The organism is Clostridioides sp. ZZV14-6153 (assembly GCF_020657855.1).
GTDB lineage: Bacteria > Bacillota > Clostridia > Peptostreptococcales > Peptostreptococcaceae > Clostridioides.
In genome coordinates this window covers 1-20588 of sequence record NZ_JAGWCZ010000008.1, presented here as the reverse complement: position 1 = coordinate 20588, position 20588 = coordinate 1, and the positions used below count along the sequence as shown (strand labels likewise).

The window sequence follows — 20588 nt, the reverse complement described above, 5'->3', positions numbered from 1 at the left end:
ATATAGTCTAGAGGTGCTAAATATAGCACCTTTGGCAAACATAAAGTTATGTAAATAATATAAATTAAAATACTAAGAGAATTTACTAGAGCTTAAAAGTTAGGAGGTATATATGGGAACAATACTAAGAGGTGGAACTATAATTACCTCTGATAAAACTTATATAAGTGATTTAAGAATAGAAGATGAAAAGATAATTGAAATAGGAAATAATTTAGAAATAAATAATGATAAAGTAATTGATGCTACAGGGAGACTTATAATTCCTGGAGGTATAGATACACATACTCACTTTGATATGAATGCAGGCTCTATAACTACTGCTGATAACTTTAAAACAGGAACAAGAGCGGCTATAGCTGGAGGGACTACTACTATACTAGACTTTGCAGAATCAAGTGAAGGAGAAAATCTAATACAGGGTATAAAAACATATCATAAAAAAGCAAGTGGAAATTGTTATTGTGACTATGGGTTTCACATGACAATCACATGCTTAGATAAAGATACATTTACGCACATGGAAAAGCTTATTTCAGATGGAATAGTATCCTTTAAAATGTATATGGCATATGAAGGTATGAAAGTAGATGATGGAACAATATACAAAGTACTAAAGGAAGCTAAAAACCTAGGTTGTATAGTTGAATTTCATTGTGAGAATGGAGATTTATTGGATGCATTAATAGAAGAACGTTTACAAAATGGAGATTTAGAAACTAAATATCATCCACTTACAAGACCAAACATAGTTGAGAAAGAGGCTGTTTCAAGACTTGCTGATATAACTGAATTGTCAAACTCAAAATCATATGTAGTTCACCTAAGTTGTAAAGAGTCACTAGAAATTGTAAAGATAGCTAGACAAAAAAGTGTAGATATGATAGTAGAAACATGTCCGCAATATCTATTATTAGAAGACAGTTTATACAATAAGGATGAGTTTGAGGCAGCTAAATATGTAATGTCTCCTCCACTTAGAAAAAAAGAAGATATAGATTTTCTTTGGAAAGGCTTGTCTGAGGGCGATATTCAGACCGTGGGTACAGACCATTGTTCATTTAATTTTAAAGGTCAAAAAGATTTGGGAATTGATAATTTTAGTAAAATACCAAATGGAGCACCAGGTGTTGAACATAGGTTATCTCTTTTATATACATATGGGGTTTTGGAAAATAGAATAAGTGTAAATAAATTTGTAGAAGTTACTTCCACAAATGCTGCTAAAATATTTGGGATGTATCCTAAAAAAGGTGAAATAGCTGTAGGAAGTGATGCAGATATAGTGATTTTAAATACAGATAAAGAAGAAATAATCAGTTATAAGAATCAAAAACAAAATGTAGATTATACTCCATATGAGGGAGTTAAGGTCAAATGTAAAGTTGAAGATGTTTTTTTAAGAGGAAAGCATATAGTACAAAGTTGTAATATCGTGGAGCAACCAACAGGTCAATATATTAAAAGAAAAATTACTAAATAATGCGGGGGGAAATAAGAATGATAGATATACTTATTAAGAATGCCATAATAGTAACTGTAAACAAAGAGAGAGAAGTTATTTTTGATGGGGCATTAGTAGTAAAAGATAACAAGATTGCAGATATTGGGAATTCTAAAGAAATAGAAAGTAAGTACACTGATGTTAAAAAGGTAATAGATGCTAAAGGCAAAGTCCTATTCCCAGGTTTTATAAATACACATAATCATTTATTCCAAACTTTATTAAAAGGGTTAGGAGATGATATGGTACTTAAAGATTGGCTAGAAACTATGACATTTCCAGCAGCCAATTATTTAGAGCCAAAGGACACTTATGATGCTGCAATGCTTGGCTGTGTGGAAGGTCTTAGAAGTGGTATAACAACAATGGTTGACTATATGTACCCTCACAGTAAACAAGGTCTTTGTGATGGAATAATAGATGCTTATAAAGAATTAGGAATAAGAGGAATACTTGGAAGAGGATGTATGAATACAGGTGCTCAATTTGGAGTTCATCCTGGAATAATGCAAGATGTAGAAACGGTTGAAAAAGATGTAAGAAGATTGTTTGAAAAACACCACAATACAGAGAATGGAAGAATCAAAATAGGAGTAGCTCCAGCAGCAATATGGTCAAATTCTCAAGAAATGCTTGAGATGCTATGGAGAGTAGTAAAAGAATATGATGATGCTTTATTTACAGTACATATATCAGAAACTCCTTTTGATAGAGAAGCAGCAAAAGAATTGCATGGGCAATATGACATAGATGTTTTAAAGAAATTAGGAATACTTGGACCAAATGTGCTTATGGTACATTGTGTATATTTAACTGAAGAGGATATGGAACTTACTAAAAAATATGACATGAAGGTATCTCATAACACAGCAAGTAATATGTATTTATCTTCAGGAGTTGCACCAGTACCAGAAATGCTTAAAAAAGGAATAACAGTTAGCTTAGGCGTAGATGGAGCTGCTAGCAATAACTCTCAAGATATGCTTGAACTTATGAAATTAACAGCACTTCAACATAAAGTTAATAAATGTGACCCATTAGCAATGTCAGCAGAAAAAGTTCTTGAACTAGCGACTATAGATGGAGCAAGAGCTATTGGAATGGAAGATGAGATAGGTTCATTAGAGATTGGTAAAAAAGCAGATTTACTAATATTTAATCCAATGCTTTCACCAAAAGCAATACCTATGCATAATCCGGTGTCTACATTAGTATATTCTTCTAGCATGAAAAATATAGAGAGTGTTATAGTGGATGGAAATATAATAATGGAAGACTCAAAAATATTAACAACTAATGAAGAAAAAGTATTAAAAGATGCTCAAGATACAGCTGAGAGACTTTGTGTAAGAGGAGCTATAAAGAATAGAATGGAAGGTCATAAATGGAATAACCTTTATTAATAAATATAATATTATTCTTAAATAAATTAAGTGTAGTATAGACTTTAACTTAAAAATATTAGTTTTGAGGTGATTTATTTGATTATCAAATGTACCATAAATAATAAAGAAAAAGAATTGAATATAAGACCAGATGATTTTTTAGCAGATACATTAAGGGAAAATGGATATGTAAGTGTTAAAAAAGGATGTGATACTGGCTCATGTGGTCTATGTACAGTAATGGTAAATGACAAAGCTGTGTTGTCTTGTAATTATCTTACTGCTAGAGTAGAGGGACAACGTATTACAACACTTGAAGGCGTAGTAGATGAAGCTAAGAAATTTGGGGATTTTCTTGCGGATGAAGGAGCTGACCAATGTGGATTTTGTGCTCCTGGATTTATAATGATGGTTTTAGCAATGAAAAGAGAACTTCAAAATCCAACAGAAGAAGAAGTTATAGATTATGTAAATGGAAATCTTTGTAGATGTACAGGATATAAAGGTCAACTAAGAGCAATACATAAATATTTGAACACTTAAACTTTTTAAGTGAAAATTAAATTGATATGGGGAGAGAATATGATAACTATAAAGGAATATGTAGTTCCAAAAAGTTTAGATGAAGCTTATGAACTGCTAATATCAAGAAAAAACAACATAATACTTGGAGGCTGCGGATTTTTAAAACTAGGTAGCAAAAATATTGGTTCAGCAATAGATTTAAAAGACCTAGGTTTAGATTATATAAATGAAACTGAGGATAGTATATTAATTGGAGCAGATACAAGTTTAAGAACTTTAGAATTAAATAAGGTTATTAAAAATTACTGTAGTGGAGTAATTTCAAACGCTGTTTCTAATATAGTAGGAGTTCAATTTAGAAGTGGAGCTAGAGTGGGAGCTAGCGTATTTGCTAAGTATGGATTTTCAGATTTAATACCTTCATTACTAGTAGTAGATGCAAAGGTTAAGTTATATAAAAAAGGGGTTATGAATTTAGCTGACTTTTTAGAAAGTGAGCTTGAAAAAGATATATTAATAGAAATTATATTACCTAAAAAAGATGCTATAGGTGTATTTGATTCAATAAGAAAATGTACAGGTGATTTTGCAGTATTAAATGGGGCAATGTTAAAAGAAGGAAATTCTTATAAAATTGCAATAGGAGCTAGACCAAGAAGAGCAAAGATTGCCTACAAAGCAAGTGAAGTGCTAAGTTTAGAAAATGATGCAGACAAAGCTGGAGATATATCAAGTGAAGAACTTTCATTTGGAAGTAACATAAGAGGAAGTAAAGAGTATAGACAAGATATGGCAAAAGCATTAGTTGTTAGAATGTATAATAGTATTGGGGGTGAGTTTAATGGTAAATAAAGAAGTAAGAAAAATAGATAGTGAAGCCATTGTTACTGGTAAGCCAATATATACTGAAGATTTAATTTTTCATAGAGATGTTTTGACTGTTAAACTTCTTAGAAGCCCACATGCTTTTGCAAAAATAAAAAATATTGATATAAAAAATGCATTAAAAGTAAAAGGTGTAGTAGATATATTTACTTACAAAGATGTACCAAATTATAGATATTCAATGGTAGGAGAATCATATCCAGAAGCATCACCTCATGACCAATTAATACTTGAAGATATAGTGAGATATGTAGGAGATGAAGTTGCTATAATAGCGGCTGAAGATGAAAGAGCAGCTATTAAAGCAATGAAACTCATAAAAGTTGAATATGAAGTAATGACACCAATATTAGATGCAAGAGAATCAGAAGGTAATAAAATTTTAATACATGAAGAAGATGACTTATTTTGTCCATTTGATTTTGGATTAGATGCTACAAAAAATATAGTATCAAGAGAGAAAATGGGTAAAGGTGATGTAGAAAAAGAGTTTAAAGAGTGTGATGTAATAGTAGAAGAATCTTATATGACTCAATCACAAGCACATTGTATGATGGAAACTCATAGAGCTTACACGTATATAGACACTAATGGTAGACTAGTAGTAACTTCTGCAAATCAATCAGCTTATCATATGAGAAGACAGGTTTCTAGAGCATTAGGAATACCTCTTTCAAAGGTGAGAGTAATAAAACCAAGGATAGGTGGAGGTTTTGGTGGAAAAAATATAGCTGTAACAGAGATATATGCATCATTTGTAACTTGGATGACGAAAAGACCAGCAAAACTTATATATACTAGAGAAGAAACTTTTGCAATGACTAACACTAGACATCAGATGTTCTTTGACATAAAAGTTGGAGCAGATAAAGAAGGAAATATAAAAGCTATAGATATGAAAGCATTAAACAATACAGGTGCTTATGGTGACAATGGACCTTCAGTTTGTTCCGAGTCAGGGCATAATGTACTTCCAACATATAATAATGTACCTGCAATAAAGTTTGATGGAAGAACTGTATATACTAACTTGGTTCCAGGGGGAGCGTTGAGAGGATACGGAGCAACTCAGGGGACATTTGCACTTGATTGTGCAATAGACGAATTAGCACATAAACTTAATATGGACCCAACAGAAATAAAGTTGAAGAATATTATAAAAAAGCAAACTGAAGGCGGAATAATGAATTTTCCAATAAGAAGTTGTGCACTTGATGAATGTATAATTAGAGGTAAAAAGCTAATTGGATGGGATGAAAAATACCCTGTTATAGACATTGGAAATAATAAAGTAAGAGCTGTTGGAATGTCAGTTGGAACTCATGGTTCTGGTATAGCTAATATAGATATGGCAATAGTCAATATGAGAATGGATGAGGATGGAACTTACAAGTTATTTTCTGGGTCTTCAGATTTAGGAACTGGTTCTGATACAATACTTGCACAAATTGCTGCCAAGACATTAAATACATCTATTGATAGAATTTCCGTTTATACAGGAGATACAGATATGTGTCCATATGATACTGGTGCATATGCTTCTTGTACTACTTATGTAACTGGAAATGCTACAATAAAATCTGCTGAAAGTTTGAAACAAAAGATATTAAAAGTGGCTCAGAAAAAATTAGACTTACCAATAGATGATTTAATATTATATGAAGATAGAGTTTGTCATAGTGAGGACGTAGAAAAATTTGTTTTATTAAGTGAATTAGGAAGAGAATCTGTTGGTGGTGGAAATCAAGATGTTTTATATTCATCTGAATCTTATGGTATAAAAGAGAGTGCAAAACCATTCTTAGCAGGTTTTGCAGAGATTGAACTAGATAAAACAACAGGTGAGTTTAAAGTGATAAACTATGCTTGTTCAACTGATTGTGGTACAGTTATGAATCCTGCACTTGCCAGAATACAAGTTGAAGGAGGAGTAACTCAAGGTATAGGGCTTGCAATGTATGAAGACCCTAGACATGGTTCTGATGGGAAACTTCAGACTTCTAATTTGTTACAATATAAAGTTCCAACAAAAAAGGATATAGGAAATATATTAGTAGACTTTGTGGATAATTATGAACCAACAGGACCATATGGAGCAAAATCTTTAGGAGAAATAGTTATTCATACACCAGCACCAGCAATAGCAAATGCAATTTTTAATGCAGTGGGTGTGAATATAAGAGAACTTCCTATAACTTCTGAAAAGGTTTATATGGCTATGAAGAAACTAAATCAGGGAGGTAAATAAATGGTTGCTATAAAAAGTAAATACTTAATATCTTCTGCTGATGAAATATATACAAATTATGCCGTTGTAATAGAAAATGACATTATAAAAGATATATTGCCAAATGAAGAAGTTGAATTAAAATATAAAGATATTACAGAGATAATAAATAAATCAGATGCTATAGTAATGCCAGGCTTTATCAATGGGCATATGCATCAATATGGAGTGCTTTCTAGAGGAATACCAGCAAATGTACATTTTACTGATTTCGAAGGGTTTTTAAATGACTATTGGTGGCCATTTATAGAAAATAGAATAGGATTAAAGGAAGTAAAAGCCACAACTAAAGCGTCTGCAATAGAACTTATAGAATCTGGTGTAGTAGCATTTTGTGACACTCTAGAAGCTCCAAATACAGAAAAAGGAACTTTAATTGAGCAAGGTAAGATACTAGAAGAAATAGGAATGAAAGCAGTTTTATCTCTAGAAAGTTGTGAAAGAATAAGTTATGAAAATGGATTAAGATGTTTAGATGAAAATTCTAATTTAATAAAATGGAGCAGAGAAAACAGTAAATTAATAAATGGAATAATGTGTACACATACTAGTTTTACATGTTCAGATAAATTTATCAAAAAAGCTAAAGAAGATGCAAGAAAATTAGATGCACCAATGCAATTCCATTTATGTGAGAGTATATATGAACCAAACTACTCTAAAAAACACTTTAATAAAAAAGCAGTTGATTACTACAATGATTTAGATATATTAGATGAGACTGTATTAGCATCTCAATGTGTAAAAGTAGATGATGAAGAGATAGACATATTAAAGGAGAAAGGTGTAAAGGTAGTTCACATGCCTCTTAGTAACTGTGAAGTAGGTGGCGGTTTTTCTCCAGTTCCAAGAATGATTAAAAAAGGCATAAAAGTAGCATTAGGTACAGATGGATATATAAATGATTTTTTTGAAGTTATGAGAGGTGCGTTTTTAATGCATAAATCAGTTGAAGAAGATGCGTCTGTAATGCCAGCAAGTTTAGTATTTAAGATGGCAACAGAACATGGTGCTTATGCATTAGGGCTTCAAAAATCAGGAAAAATAACAGTTGGTAATAAAGCAGATATAGTAGTTATGGAAGATGAATTTAAAACTCCTGTAACACTTGATAATATATTTGACCAGATAGTAGTGCAAGGTAAAAAAGAATTTATATCAAATGTATACATAGATGGTAAACATATTTTAAAAGAAAAACAATTAGTTGACTTAGATAAAAAAGCCATTGTTAAAGAAATGAAAGATGTTGCCTGTGAATTCTGGAAGTTTTAATAAATGTAAATAAATATGAAAAGGGGAAGTAAATAATGTATAATTTTTTAGGGAAAGAATTAAAATCACCTTTTATAATAGGTTCAGGTCCGTTGACATATAGTGCAGCTGGATGTAAGATACTAAGTGATGCAGGAGCAGGGGCAGTTGTTACTAAGACAATAAGAAAAGAAAGAGCTATAAATCCAGCACCTCATATGGTGAGAAATACAGCCAATGCTCTTTTAAATAATGAGAAATGGACAGATTTTGAACCAGAGCAATGGATAGATTTTGAAATACCACAAATGAAAAAAGATGGAACTGTATGTATAGCTTCAATAGGTCATACAATAGAAGAAAGTAGTGAACTAGTAGAAAAGGTTGCAAATGCAGGAGCTGATTTTATCGAGTTGGTATCTTATGACTATAGAGATTTAATACCAATGCTTAAAGATGCGAAAGAGAGAGTGAATATACCAGTAATAGTTAAACTTCCTCCTATGATAGATGAAATAGGGGCTTTTGCTAAAAAATTAGAAGAAGCAGGAGCAGATGCAATAACTGCTTGTGATTCTGTAGGACCAGCACTTAGAATAGATATAGAAACTGGGCAACCTTTATTAGGTGGAAATGGAATTGGATATTTAAGTGGAGAAACTATTAAACCAATAACTCTACAAAGAATATATGAAATAAAAAAAGAAGTAAATATACCTATAATTGGATTAGGTGGATGTGTAAGTGGAGATGATGCTTTAGAGATGATTATGGCAGGTGCTGACTTTGTCGGTATATGCTCAGTAGTAATATTAAAAGGAGCTCAAGTAATAGCTAAAATACACAATGACCTAAATTCTAATCTTGACAGACTAGGATATAGAACTATAGAAAATGCTTGTGGGATAGTACATAAGCATATGGGAGAGGTAAATGAAAGACTTAGTTTTGAATTTACTTATGATGAAGAAAAATGTACTAAATGTAAGATGTGTGAAAGAGTGTGTGCATATCAAGCTAGAAAATTAAATGATAAGATGGAATTGAATGAAGATGAATGTAGATATTGTGGTCTTTGCATATCAGTATGTAAACCAAAAGCACTTGGAAGAAAAATTTCATGTCCAGAATTAAATGCATAAGATATTTTATAAAAAATATAATTTTAAAAGATAAAAATTTAGATACAAATAAAGGATACCATATTAAAGTGGTATCCTTTTGTTTGTAATTATTATTTTTAGATTTATATCTATATTAATTATTTTTTATAGTAATTATACATAATAATTTTATTAATTAAATTTATGATAACTATTTTAGATATATATGTTAACATTGTATAGCATTTGTATAAGATGTTATAATAATTAATAGGGATGGTGATGTAAGTGGAAGATAAAATTTTAGAATTATTACATATTATAAATAAAGACGTGGTTAGCATGAAAAATGATATGTCAGAAGTAAAACAAGAAGTAAGTATAATGAAAGAAGAAATAAGTGAAGTAAAACAAGAAATATGTATAATGAAAAATGACATGTCAGAAGTAAGACAAGAAGTAAGTGTAATGAAAGAAGAAATGAGCAGCGTAAAACAAGAAGTAAGTGTAATGAAGAAAGAAATGAATGAAGTAAAACAAGAAGTAAGTGTAATGAAGAAAGAAATGAATGAAGTAAAACAAGAAATAAATGTAGTGAAAGATAATTTACATGAAGTTAAATTAGAAATGAACTCTATGCAAAATCAAATAAGTAATGCAAGTAAAGATATAAGTGAAATTAAAGCAGAAAATATTATAGTTAATGAAAAACTATATGAAATAGCTGTTAAAGTAGATGCCTTAGAATCTGAAGGTAAATCAATTAAAGAACAACAAATTGAACAAAATAGTATTTTAGGAAGTTTATTACATAACTCTGAAATAAATAAAGCTACTCATGATAATATGGAACATAGTATAGCACATATAAAAGGTGATACAAACGCCATAAAAGAAGATGTTTCCGAAATAAGAAGAGATTTAAGTTTAGTAGAATTAGCTACCAGCAAAAATTGGAGCGATATTGTAAAACTAAAATCAGCTAGATAATCTTTTAATTACATTAACTTATCATCCATAAAAGTATAAACTTTCATATACAATATAGATGCTTATAATAATCTTACTATTTATTATAAATTTTAGAAATTAAAATAAAAATTTGAGAAAAGATCACTTGAAAAATACTTTTGGTCTTTTTTTTTATGTAATTATAAAAATATCATAAAAATAAAATTTAAAATTTGCTTAATAAAAAATTACAGAACAGTTGGAATAAGTAAATTTTTATCAATGAAAGTATAAAAAATTTATTCTATGCAAATGTATGCAAACATTGGCATTAAAATTGCTCTATAGAAATAATAAATAGTAATATACATAGATTGTATTATACAATACTATTACTATTTTTAATTATAGATATTGGTTTATATCTATAAGCTAGATAGAAACTTGTATGTTTTATGTTGCAGATACAAATATAGTAAAGGAGAGTACATGGGTACAACTGAGATACATAGCTTATTAAGTTTTTCTGTCTTATGATAATTATATTATAAAATATTCATAAATATTTTGATTTTCAATTTGAAAATTATTTTATGCTCAAATTAATTATTATGTAATTAATTTAATAACAAAAACAGTGAAAGAGTAAATAATATTATTTACAGGGGGTAATAAAAAAGTATATTAAATAAGTTGTACTTTTAGCCCCGTACATAAAGAAATTTATGTAGGACACAACTTTAAAACCAGTAAATCCTAAAGCCTTGCAACTACAATAAAAGATAGAAAGAAACTTTTATGAATGTGGTGAAAACCAGAAACAATAGCAAGGATGGTATATGGTGAGAGCCTAAGTACTTTACAATGGACATTTGGTCGCCAAGCCTAGAAATAGGAAGGTCAAACGACTATCTCGAAAGAGAGTACACTATAAGCGATTGATAGTGGAAACGGGTTGCTCTTAACAGGTAATGCTGAAGATGAAGAAATAGTCTACGCTCATATGAAAGTATGAAGTCACTTAAAAATTAAAGTGACATCTATAAAGTAGCGTTTATAGGTAAATGTTTAAAACTTACAAGATATAAATACTTATGAAAACTTATAACTTATAATGATTAAGATTGAAAGATTTAGATTGGATTAGAATTGTTGTAAAAAATTTTAGGGTCCATAGCTATAATACTCTTATATTTGTAAAGCACTATAAAACATATACAAAATAATAGAATAAATTTGATTGTTAATAATTAAATTTGTTGCACATGATTTTTAAGTATGAAAACTTAAATGTATTACTGAGTATAGTAAGATTTATAAAAGTCATTTAATTTAATATATTAAATTTTTAAGTATTTATATAATTCAATAAGTTTTATGTAACGGGAGTTTTTATTATGAAAGCAAAAAGTACATCAAAATTTGAATTAGACGGAATACCACCACTAAAGGAATCAATACCTTTGGGGTTACAACACTTAATGGCAATGGTAATAGGTAGTTGTTTACCAGCAATATTAATTGCAAATGTAGCTGGACTTGATTATAAAATGTCTACACTATTGATTCAAGCTGCATTAATTTTTGCAGGATTATCAACTTTGTTACAATTATATCCAATACCACTATTTAAAGGGTTTAAATTGGGAGGAGGAATACCAGTTATAATGGGAGCTACAGCAATGTTCATAGGAGCTGGAGTTTCTGTTGCAGGCAAGTATGGATTACCTGTGTTATTTGGTTCTCAAATAATTGCTGGTATAGTAATAATCATAATTAGTTTTGGTCTTAAAAAAATAAGATTTATATTTACTCCAGTTGTATCTGGCACGATAGTTGCATGTATGGGTCTTGGACTTTTCCCAATAGCAATAAAAAACTTGGCTGGAGGTATGGGGAATGAGACATTTGGACAACCAATTAATTTTATAGTTGGAATAGCTGTATCACTTATGATATTAGGATTAAATAAATATGGCAAAGGATTATTTAAAGATGCATCAATACTAGTTAGCATAATTTTTGGATATATTTTATCTCTAATGTTGGGAATAGTAAATTTTTCTTCAATTCAAGAGTTTACTTTGATTGCACTTCCAAAACCACTTGTTTTTGGATTAGATATAAAGATTGAGGTTGTAGTAATGTTTTCAATAATATATTTGGTTGAAATAGCTGATATTATGGGAGCATGTACACTTTCTGCAGTAGGAGGGCTTAATAGACAAGTGACAGATGAAGAACTTTCTTCTGCTGTTTTAGGAAATGGAGTATTATCTACAATAGGAGCATTATTTTCTGCTACTCCAATGGGGATGTTTGGTCAAAATTCTGCAATCGTTTCTAATACAAAAATTATAAGTAAATTTGTATTAGCTATTGGAGGAATTGGATTATTTTTGGCAGGAGTATCACCTTTATTAGCTAATTTAATCAGAACAATACCTCCTTGTGTGGTTGGAGGAGCAACACTCGTAATATTTTCAACTCTTACAACATCTGGATTAAGACTTGTTAGCATGGATGGTTTTAATCAAGAAAATAGTATGATATTAGGTCTTTCTATGGCAGCTGGCATAGGATTTATGGTGGTTCCTCAAGTGCTTGAAAAATCTCCAAAATTTATAGAAACATTACTTGCAGATTCGAGTGTAGTTTCAGGAGCTATGGTTGCCATAATAGTTCAAGGTTTATATATGATAAAATTTTCAAAAGGTAAGGACAATAAAAATAAAAAAGATAAAAAAGAAAATATATAGAGTAAAAAATTAATAGAACTAAATTAAGATTACTATATATTTATAAAAATTAAAGCAATGTACTTAATAGATTTCAAGTTTTAATAAATATGATATAAGGGGGATAAGATGGTTACTATAAAAGAATATTCTGTTCCACAAAGCCTGGAAGAAGCATATAAAATTTTAATTTCTAAAAAAAATAATGTTATTTTAGGTGGTTGCGGATTTATAAAATTAAGCAATAAAAACATAGGAACAGCCATAGATTTAAAGGATATAAATCTAGACTATATAAAAGAGGATGAAAAAAATATACTAATAGGAGCAGATACATCTTTGAGAAGTTTAGAAATAAATAAAACTATTAAAAATTATTGTAGTGGAATAGTCTCAAGTGCTGTTTCTAATATAGTTGGTGTTCAATTTAGACAAGGAGCAAGAATTGGAGCTAGTGTATTTTCGAAATATGGTTTTTCTGACTTGATTCCAGTACTTTTAGTTGTTGGTGCGAAGGTAAGGTTATACAATAGTGGAATATTAGAGCTAAATGAGTTTTTAGATAGTGAATTAAATAAAGATATATTAATTGAAGTAATACTTCCTAAGAAAGATGCAGTAGCTGTGTTTGATTCAATAAGAAAATGTACAGGAGATTTTGCTATATTAAATTCAGCGATGTTAAAAGAAAATGATACTTATAAAATAGCAATTGGAGCAAGACCTCAAAGGGCTAAATTAGCACTTGAAGCAAGTGATATATTGAGTAAAGAAAAGGATATAGATAAAGCATCTATTATTGTAGGTAAAGAATTAATTTATGGAAGTAATATGAGAGCAAGCAAAGAGTATAGAATAGATATGGCAAGTGCGCTAGTTAAGAGGATGTATAGTGCTATTGAGGGAGGTAATAGATAATGATTAATAAGGGGATAAGAAAGATAGATAGTACAGCAATTGTGACAGGAAAGCCTCTATATACTGAAGACCTTATTATGCATAAAGATGTTTTGACTGTTAAACTTCTTAGAAGTCCACATGCACATGCCAAAATAAAGAATATAGACACGTCAAAAGCTGAAAAAATTCCAGGAGTTGTAGGAATTTATACTTATAAAGATGTCCCACAAGTTAGATATTGTGTTCCAGGTCAAACAGAACCAGAAGCATCTCCTTATGATAGAGTCTTACTTGAAGATACGGTTAGATTTGTTGGAGATGAGGTAGCATTAGTAGCAGCAGAAGATGAAAAAACAGCCATTAAAGCTTTAAAAATGATAAAAGTAGAGTATGAAATTTTAAAGCCTGTATTTAATGCAAGAGAAGCAGAAGGAAATGAAGTTATTATACATCCAGAACAAGATATAGTAGAACCATATCCTTTTGGATTAGATGCAAAAAATAATATAGTATCAAAAGAGTTTTTCGAGTTTGGTGATGTTGAGGCTAAGCTTAAAGAAAGTGAATTTGTGGTAGAAGCATCATATAAGACTCAAAGTCAATCACATTGTATGATGGAAACTCATAGGTCATATGCATATAAAGATATAAATGATAGGATTGTTGTTGTGTCATCATTACAATCACCACACAATGTAAAGAGAATACTTAGAAAAGTATTGGGGATTCCTTCTTCTAAAATAAGGGTAATAAAGCCTAGAATAGGTGGTGGATTTGGAGGAAAGAATATAGCAGCAACAGATATATTTACTGCATTTGTGACTATGAAAACTGGAAGACCAGCAAAATTCGTTTTTACAAGAAGTGAAACTTTTGTAGGTTCTAATAGTAGGCATGAAATGTTTTTTGATGTTAGAGTAGGTGCAGACAAAGAAGGAAATTTAAAGGCGATAGAATTAAAATCACTAAATAATACAGGTGCCTATGGTGGTAATGGAGTTTCTGTTTCTTCAGAATCAGGTCATAATACATTACCAATATATAATGATATTGATGCTGTTAGATTTGATGCTAGAACAGTATATACTAATAGATTGCCAGCAGGTGCACTTAGAGGTTATGGAGCTACACAAGGCATATTTGCAATAGATAGTGCTATTGATGAATTAGCTAATAAGGTTGGTATAGACCCTCTTGAATTTAGAGTTAAAAACATAATAGATAGATATACTAATGGAAAAGCAGCAGAAGAAGAAATACTAAGCTGTGAATTAAAACAGTGTATAGAAAAAGGGAAAGAATTAATTAATTGGGATGATAAATATCCGTGTAAAGATATAGGCAATAACAAGGTAAGGGCAGTAGGTATGGCAGTGGCAAATCATGGTTCTGGTATACCACGTGTGGATATGGCAACAGTGACTATACGAATGGATGAAGATGGGACATATAAGTTATTATCTGGTCTTGCTGATTTAGGCCAAGGAGCTGATACAATTCAAGCACAAATTGCTGCTGAGACTTTAAATACGACTGTAGATAGAATATCTGTTTATACAGGTGATTCGGACCTATGTCCATATGATACAGGTGCATTTGCTTCTTGTACTACAACAGTTACAGGAAATGCAACAATAAAAACAGCAAACAAATTAAAAGAAATATTACTTTCAATATCAGAATCTAAACTCGGGTCTAAAAAAGAAGATTTAGAGTTAAGTGAAGATAGAATTTTTGTTAAGAATGATGAGAGTAAATTTGTGTTATTAGAGGAATTAGGAAGAGAGTCAGTTGGAGGTATTGGGTTTTCAAGTGACGATGTACCAGTTGTTTTAGAAGCAACAGAATCATTTGGTATGTTAAAAAGAATAAAACCATTTATAGCAGGATTTGCTGAAATAGAATTAGATAAAAATACAGGGGAATATAAGGTAATAAATTTTGCATGTGTCCCAGACTGTGGTACAGTTATAAATCCAACATTAGCTAGAATACAAGTAGAAGGTGGAGTAATGATGGGAATAGGGTTTACAATGTATGAAGACCCTAAATTTGATAGAGATGGAAAGTTATTGACAGACAGTTTCTTGCAGTATAAGGTTCCTACAAAAAAAGAAGTAGGAAATATATTGGTAGATTTTGCTGATAATTTTGACCCAGGAGGACCTTATGGAGCTAAATCTTTAGGAGAAATAGTTATACATACGCCAGCACCAGCAATTGCAAATGCAATCTTTAATGCTACTGGAGTTCGTATAAGAGAGCTTCCTATAACTTTTGAAAAAGTGTACATGGGTATGAAAAACAATAACAAATAAATTTAATAAATGATATACTATAAAGTATAAAATTAAGTTATTTTGTAAAATAAAGTAATTGAATAGACATTATATATGGTGCTTTCTAAAAATACCATATATAATGTCTAATAGAGTAAGAGTTAAAGGAGGTGAGTTTATGCCAAATAGAACAAAAAACATACATTATGGGACTCAGAGACAACAATTAAAAAATTTAACTAAAAAAGAATATCAGGCTTTGCGAGAGATGTGCTTTTTAGCAAAGAATTTGTATAATGTTGGTACATATAATGTCAGACAACATTACTTTAATCAAGGAGAGCATCTTAATTATGAAGCTAATTATCATGTGTGTAAAGAAAATGAAAACTATAAACTACTCAATAGTAATGTAGCACAACAAATACTAAAAGAAGTTGATAGTTCGTTTAGGTCATTTTTTGGTTTAATTAAATTAGCTAAAGAAGGCAAGTATGATTTTAGAGGAATAAAATCACCTAAGTATTTAGACAAAGAAGGTTTTTTTAGTATAATAATAGGTCAAATAAGAATTAAAGACGATGGAATTTTAAATGTTCCTATGTCTCCAGCATTTAAAAAAATGTATGGAAAGGTGAGTATAAAAGTTCCAAATAATATATTAGACAAAAAAGTTAAGGAAATAAGAATAATACCTAAACATAAGGCTAGGTTCTTTGAAATTCAGTATTGTTATGAAATACCGAAATCAGAGGAAGTTTCAAATAAAAAAAATGCACTGGCAATAGATTTAGGTTTAGAAAACTTATGTACTTGTACTACCAATTTAGGTGATAGTTTTATTATAGATGGGAGAAGGCTTAAGTCTGTGAATCAATGGGCAAATAAGCAAAACGATAAAATAGAGGCTTTAAAATTAAAAAAGAATATAAGTTTAATTACAAGAAAACAATTTAAAGTATGGAATAAAAGAAATAATCAGGTTAAAGACTATGTAAATAAAACTTGCTTTTACATAATTGACTACTGTGTAAAAAATAATATTGGCAATTTAATTGTAGGATATAATGCTAAGTTAGAAAAAAGTGATAATATGGAAAAGAAAATATATAGAAATTTTATAAGAATTCCTTTTGGAGAGATAAAAGGAAAACTAGAGTACCTATGTAAAATAAAAAATATTAATTTCATTAGACAAGAAGAAAGCTATACTAGTAAATCAGATTTTTTTGCCAATGATTATCTTCCTGATATTAATTTGGATGATGTACAGAAATACAAATTTAAGGGAGAAAGAATAACACGTGGTCAATATAAATCTAGTAAGGGTATGATTATAAACGCAGATGTAAATGCAAGTCTTAATATATTAAAAAAATCACAAATAGTTGATTTATCTTATTTGCAGAATAATCCTCAGGTGTTAAAGCAAGCACAAAGAATAAGAATATCTTAATAATAATTAAAAGATAAACTGATAGCGTATAAGCTTACAGCTTAGCGGCGAATTGGATCCGCCTTGTTGTTTACAACAGAATCTATTTACTTTTTAGTTTATAGAATTTCAAAAATCACTTTTACTAAAAAAGTTAAATTATAAATTTCAAATAAATAAAATTTAGGATATTTAAAAGAAATAGTTATGAGAGGTGAAAGTGTGAAATTATCAGATATGATAGGAGCAAATGAAATAATAACTGTAGTTGGAGCAGGAGGAAAAACTTCATTTATAAAATACTTTGCGAATTTTTATAGAGATAAGCTAAAAGTTTTACTTACAACAACTACTAAAATATATTTACCTGATAGAAAAGACTATGACAATATATTTATGACAATAGGTGGAATTTCTATTCCATCTATTTGTCATGGAGTAACAGTATGTGGAAGCTGTATAAATAATGAAAATAAAATAGTAGGAATAAAGTTATCTGATTTAGAAAAAATGATAGACAAATTTGATTTGGTCTTGATAGAAGGTGATGGTTCAAAGAGAAAAAAACTTAAAGGTTGGAATGATGGAGAACCAGTAGTATATTGTAAAACTACAAAAACTATAGGTATATTAGATATAACTTCATTTGGAATGGATATTAATGAAGAAAATATACATAGGTTAGATGAATTTAAAAAAATAACTAATTTAAATATGTGTAATATAAATGATAATCCTACAGTAAGCCTTTATAATTTAAAAAATGTAGTATTAAATCCAAAAGGATTGTTTAAAAATTATCATGGGAAAAAAATATTATTTATTAATAAAGTCGAAAATGAAATATATGAAAGTTTAGCTATAAATTTAATTAAAATTATTAAAGAGCATGAAAGCGAAATAGATATATTTTATGGAAGTATAAAACAAAATTTTTGTATAAGATATTGAAGTATTAAAATAGTTTATGTGATATTATATATATAGATAATATCAATAAAGATACTATAAAATCATAACAATATCAATACATTATAAATGTTAAGGAATGATATATATGATAAATGCAGTAATAATGGCGTCAGGATTTGCCAGAAGAATGGGAAAAAATAAACTTTTATTGGAATATGATGGATGTTCTATAATAGAACATGTACTTAAGGCAGTTAGTAAAATTAATTTTCATCAAGTTGTAGTTGTAAGTCAATATAAAGAAGTTTTAGCACTATGTAATAAATATGGCTTTAAATATGTAGATAATAAAGATGCAAATATAGGTCAGAGTGAATCCATAAAATTAGGAATTTTAAATAGCTCAAAATGTGATGGATATATGTTTTTTGTGGGAGACCAACCATTTATTGATGATTTATATATAGATAAAATTATAAATACTTTTAAATTAGATAGAAATTTTATAGTAATTCCAAGATGCAAAGATGTATGTGGAAATCCAGTTATATTTCCATTTAGCAAAAAAAAGGAATTGTTGGCACTTAAAGAAGATGAAAAAGGGAAAACTATTTTAAAGAATTCATCAAAAATAAAATATGTAGAAGTTCCCAAAAAAATGTTATTAGATATTGATACGAAAGTGGATTATGAAAGAATAGGGGGCAAATTATGAAATTAATAAAAACTATAGATGCTGTTGGACAAGTTTTATGTCATGACATTACTCAAATAATACCAGGAGAATTTAAAGGAAGAAAATTTAAAAAGGGACATGTAGTAAAAGAAGAAGACATTCCAGTTTTATTATCTCTTGGTAAAGACAACTTATATGTATGGGAAAAATCAGAGGGAATGATTCATGAAAATGAAGGAGCTTTATTTTTAAAAGAATTAACTGCTGGAGAAAATTTAGATTTCAGTGAAATAAAAGAAGGAAAGATAGATTTTATAGCAGCATGTGATGGGCTTTTAAAAATAGATGTTGATGCACTTTTTGATTTAAATTGTGTTGGTGAAATAATGATGGCAACTCTTCATAATAATTTTGTAGTAAATAAAGGGCTAAAAGTAGCTGGAACAAGAGTCATACCTCTAGTCATAGATGAGAAAAAACTAGAAGAGGCAAAAAAAGTAGTTGATAACAGAAAAATAGTCAAAGTAATACCTTTTAAACCTAAAAAAGTAGGAATCGTTACTACTGGAAATGAAGTATTTTACAGTAGAATTGTTGATAAATTTGGACCAGTAATAGAAGAAAAAGTAAAGGGGTTTGGATGTGAAGTTATAGGCCAAACTATATGTCCAGATGATAAGGATATCATAAAAAATGCAATAAAAGAATTTATAAGTCAAGGAGCAGAACTTATCTGTTGTACTGGTGGAATGAGTGTAGACCCAGATGATGTCACACCGACAGCTATAAAAGAGACTGGAGCTGACTTAATTACATATGGTTCACCAATATTACCAGGAGCAATGTTTTTACTTGCTTATTATGGAGAAGTTCCGATTATGGGGATACCTGGATGTGCAATGTATCATAAAACTACAGTATTTGATATAGTTCTATCTAGGATTTTAATAGATGAAAAACTTGACAAATATGATATAGCTAAATATGGTCATGGTGGTCTTTGTATGAACTGTGATGTATGTACTTACCCTGCATGTAATTTTGCTAAAATATAAAATCATATAAATAGAGTACTTACAAACTTAGGTACTCTTTTTAAGTATTAATGATATATAAACTATGATTAATTATACAGAAACTATATTTTAACTAATAGCTAAAACAGTTTAACCTATAATGGCGAAATTCCTCTTCCTCGACATAGGAGGTGGAGGATGTAAGCCTAACCGATAGGTTATTTATTTTACTTGATTTTCAAAAAAATGTATTGTACTATAAAATCAGTAGTAAAAACTGAAAGAAAGTAATTACAATGAAATTAGATAGTAATAATCATTCAGTATTTTTGTTACACTATCACTTAGTTATGTGTATAAAATATAGAAGAAAAGTAATAGATAACTCTATATCAGATAGACTAAAAGATATATTTGTAGATATCTCCCCAAATTATGGAGTGGAGTTGCTAGAATGGAATCATGATATTGACCATGTGCACTTGTTATTCAAAGCAAAACCAAATACAGAGATATCTAAACTGCTAAATGCTTATAAATCAGCATCAAGTAGAAGAATAAAGAATGAATTTCCAAGTATTCGTAAGTCCTTATGGAAAGAATACTTTTGGAGCAAAAGTTATTGTCTAGTAACAACTGGTGGAGCTCCATTGGATGTTGTAAAACAATACATAGAAAATCAAGGAAAGTAGGGATAATATGCTAAGAGCATATAAATATAGATTATATCCAAATAGC

General features: G+C 29.5%; 16 protein-coding genes. All 16 read left to right on the top strand.

Annotated elements, in window-relative coordinates; all coding sequences use genetic code 11:
* Window positions 1–112 precede the first annotated feature (112 nt).
* The 16 genes from hydA to tnpA all read left to right on the top strand — a co-directional run bounded on the left by hydA (window position 113) and on the right by tnpA (window position 20542).
* The gene (gene hydA, locus KGF46_RS11275; protein WP_227829393.1) at window positions 113–1483 is read left to right on the top strand and encodes a dihydropyrimidinase; all 1371 of its coding nucleotides are present in this window, start codon (window positions 113–115) and stop codon (window positions 1481–1483) included.
* A gap of 17 nt (window positions 1484–1500) precedes the next feature.
* The gene (locus tag KGF46_RS11270; RefSeq protein WP_227829392.1) at window positions 1501–2907 is read left to right on the top strand and encodes an amidohydrolase; all 1407 of its coding nucleotides are present in this window, start codon (window positions 1501–1503) and stop codon (window positions 2905–2907) included.
* 78 nt (window positions 2908–2985) lie between these two features.
* Window positions 2986–3432, top strand: a complete 447-nt coding sequence (locus KGF46_RS11265) for a (2Fe-2S)-binding protein (RefSeq protein WP_227829391.1) — start codon at window positions 2986–2988, stop codon at window positions 3430–3432.
* A 39-nt stretch (window positions 3433–3471) separates the two neighbouring features.
* Entirely contained in the window at window positions 3472–4266 is a 795-nt protein-coding gene (locus KGF46_RS11260; protein WP_227829390.1) for an FAD binding domain-containing protein, read from the top strand.
* Window positions 4256–6547, top strand: coding sequence for a molybdopterin cofactor-binding domain-containing protein (locus KGF46_RS11255; protein WP_227861281.1), 2292 nt, complete (start codon window positions 4256–4258; stop codon window positions 6545–6547). The genes KGF46_RS11260 and KGF46_RS11255 overlap by 11 nt, the downstream gene beginning before the upstream one ends.
* Entirely contained in the window at window positions 6548–7861 is a 1314-nt protein-coding gene (locus KGF46_RS11250) for an amidohydrolase family protein (protein WP_227829388.1), read from the top strand. It abuts the gene before it with no gap.
* A gap of 35 nt (window positions 7862–7896) precedes the next feature.
* Window positions 7897–8982 carry a dihydroorotate dehydrogenase gene (locus tag KGF46_RS11245; protein WP_227861982.1) on the top strand — a complete coding sequence of 362 codons (1086 nt, stop codon included), beginning with the start codon at window positions 7897–7899 and terminating at the stop codon, window positions 8980–8982.
* 249 nt (window positions 8983–9231) lie between these two features.
* Complete coding sequence (locus tag KGF46_RS11240; RefSeq protein WP_227861981.1) at window positions 9232–9933, top strand: hypothetical protein; 702 nt, start codon at window positions 9232–9234, stop codon at window positions 9931–9933.
* A 1358-nt stretch (window positions 9934–11291) separates the two neighbouring features.
* Complete coding sequence (locus KGF46_RS11235) at window positions 11292–12653, top strand: uracil-xanthine permease family protein (protein WP_227829385.1); 1362 nt, start codon at window positions 11292–11294, stop codon at window positions 12651–12653.
* Window positions 12654–12761: 108 nt separating this feature from the next.
* Complete coding sequence (locus tag KGF46_RS11230; protein WP_227841599.1) at window positions 12762–13550, top strand: FAD binding domain-containing protein; 789 nt, start codon at window positions 12762–12764, stop codon at window positions 13548–13550.
* Window positions 13550–15850 (top strand): xanthine dehydrogenase family protein molybdopterin-binding subunit, encoded by a 2301-nt coding sequence (locus KGF46_RS11225; protein WP_227841600.1) that lies wholly within the window; start codon window positions 13550–13552, stop codon window positions 15848–15850. The genes KGF46_RS11230 and KGF46_RS11225 overlap by 1 nt, the downstream gene beginning before the upstream one ends.
* A 139-nt stretch (window positions 15851–15989) precedes the next feature.
* Window positions 15990–17267, top strand: a complete 1278-nt coding sequence (locus KGF46_RS11220; RefSeq protein ID WP_227841601.1) for an RNA-guided endonuclease InsQ/TnpB family protein — start codon at window positions 15990–15992, stop codon at window positions 17265–17267.
* A gap of 201 nt (window positions 17268–17468) precedes the next feature.
* Window positions 17469–18197 carry a selenium cofactor biosynthesis protein YqeC gene (gene yqeC / locus KGF46_RS11215; RefSeq protein ID WP_227841602.1) on the top strand — a complete coding sequence of 243 codons (729 nt, stop codon included), beginning with the start codon at window positions 17469–17471 and terminating at the stop codon, window positions 18195–18197.
* A gap of 106 nt (window positions 18198–18303) precedes the next feature.
* Window positions 18304–18873 (top strand): molybdenum cofactor cytidylyltransferase, encoded by a 570-nt coding sequence (gene mocA / locus KGF46_RS11210; protein WP_227829380.1) that lies wholly within the window; start codon window positions 18304–18306, stop codon window positions 18871–18873.
* A complete protein-coding gene (locus tag KGF46_RS11205) occupies window positions 18870–19889 on the top strand; it encodes a molybdopterin-binding protein (protein ID WP_227829379.1) in 1020 nt (339 codons plus the stop codon). The genes mocA and KGF46_RS11205 overlap by 4 nt, the downstream gene beginning before the upstream one ends.
* A gap of 257 nt (window positions 19890–20146) precedes the next feature.
* Complete coding sequence (gene tnpA / locus KGF46_RS11200; RefSeq protein WP_227829568.1) at window positions 20147–20542, top strand: IS200/IS605 family transposase; 396 nt, start codon at window positions 20147–20149, stop codon at window positions 20540–20542.
* The last annotated feature ends 46 nt before the right edge of the window (window positions 20543–20588 follow it).

Bases quoted from the DNA above. Each gene is read 5' to 3' on its own strand.
- hydA (WP_227829393.1), top strand. From the start codon at position 113: ATGGGAACAATACTAAGAGGTGGAACTATAATTACCTCTGATAAAACT.
- KGF46_RS11270 (WP_227829392.1), top strand. From the start codon at position 1,501: ATGATAGATATACTTATTAAGAATGCCATAATAGTAACTGTAAACAAA.
- KGF46_RS11260 (WP_227829390.1), top strand. From the start codon at position 3,472: ATGATAACTATAAAGGAATATGTAGTTCCAAAAAGTTTAGATGAAGCT.
- KGF46_RS11255 (WP_227861281.1), top strand. From the start codon at position 4,256: ATGGTAAATAAAGAAGTAAGAAAAATAGATAGTGAAGCCATTGTTACT.
- KGF46_RS11250 (WP_227829388.1), top strand. From the start codon at position 6,548: ATGGTTGCTATAAAAAGTAAATACTTAATATCTTCTGCTGATGAAATA.
- KGF46_RS11245 (WP_227861982.1), top strand. From the start codon at position 7,897: ATGTATAATTTTTTAGGGAAAGAATTAAAATCACCTTTTATAATAGGT.
- KGF46_RS11235 (WP_227829385.1), top strand. From the start codon at position 11,292: ATGAAAGCAAAAAGTACATCAAAATTTGAATTAGACGGAATACCACCA.
- KGF46_RS11230 (WP_227841599.1), top strand. From the start codon at position 12,762: ATGGTTACTATAAAAGAATATTCTGTTCCACAAAGCCTGGAAGAAGCA.
- KGF46_RS11225 (WP_227841600.1), top strand. From the start codon at position 13,550: ATGATTAATAAGGGGATAAGAAAGATAGATAGTACAGCAATTGTGACA.
- KGF46_RS11220 (WP_227841601.1), top strand. From the start codon at position 15,990: ATGCCAAATAGAACAAAAAACATACATTATGGGACTCAGAGACAACAA.
- mocA (WP_227829380.1), top strand. From the start codon at position 18,304: ATGATAAATGCAGTAATAATGGCGTCAGGATTTGCCAGAAGAATGGGA.
- KGF46_RS11205 (WP_227829379.1), top strand. From the start codon at position 18,870: ATGAAATTAATAAAAACTATAGATGCTGTTGGACAAGTTTTATGTCAT.
- tnpA (WP_227829568.1), top strand. From the start codon at position 20,147: ATGAAATTAGATAGTAATAATCATTCAGTATTTTTGTTACACTATCAC.